The sequence below is a fragment of the Hymenobacter lapidarius genome (genome assembly GCF_001816145.1).
In the GTDB taxonomy this organism is placed as follows: domain Bacteria; phylum Bacteroidota; class Bacteroidia; order Cytophagales; family Hymenobacteraceae; genus Hymenobacter; species Hymenobacter lapidarius.
The window spans coordinates 1-401 of the sequence record NZ_MDZB01000060.1 but is presented as its reverse complement, the minus strand read 5'-3'; the positions used below and the strand labels follow the sequence as shown (position 1 = coordinate 401).

Below are 401 nucleotides of genomic sequence, written 5' to 3'. Positions count from 1 at the left end.
GAGTCGCTATCTGAATCCGAGTCGCTATCCGAGTCTGAGTCGCTATCTGAGTCTGAATCGCTGTCTGAGTCTGAGTCGCTATCCGAGTCTGAGTCGCTGGTAATGATCCTAATAATGCCATCATTGCACCAAATAAAGTTGCATTTGTGTTTTCGCTCTTATCTCCTGTTTCTGGTAAAGCATCAGTTTTGTGTTGTTTTGATACCTTATTAGAATGGTTTACTTCACCTTTAGGATTTGATGGTGCTTTCTGTTCATTATTTGGTGGTGTAACTCTTGAATCGGAGTCACTATCTGAGTCTGAGTCGCTATCTGAATCCGAGTCGCTATCCGAGTCTGAGTCGCTATCTGAGTCTGAATCGCTGTCTGAGTCTGAGTCGCTATCCGAGTCTGAGTCGCTG

The 401-nt window shown here is 44.6% G+C and carries 1 protein-coding gene; it reads right to left on the bottom strand.

Annotation, left to right across the window (positions count from 1 at the left end; translation table 11 throughout):
* Nucleotides 1–401: LPXTG cell wall anchor domain-containing protein (locus BEN47_RS22795; RefSeq protein WP_204378265.1), on the bottom strand; the 401-nt coding region annotated here is incomplete at both ends.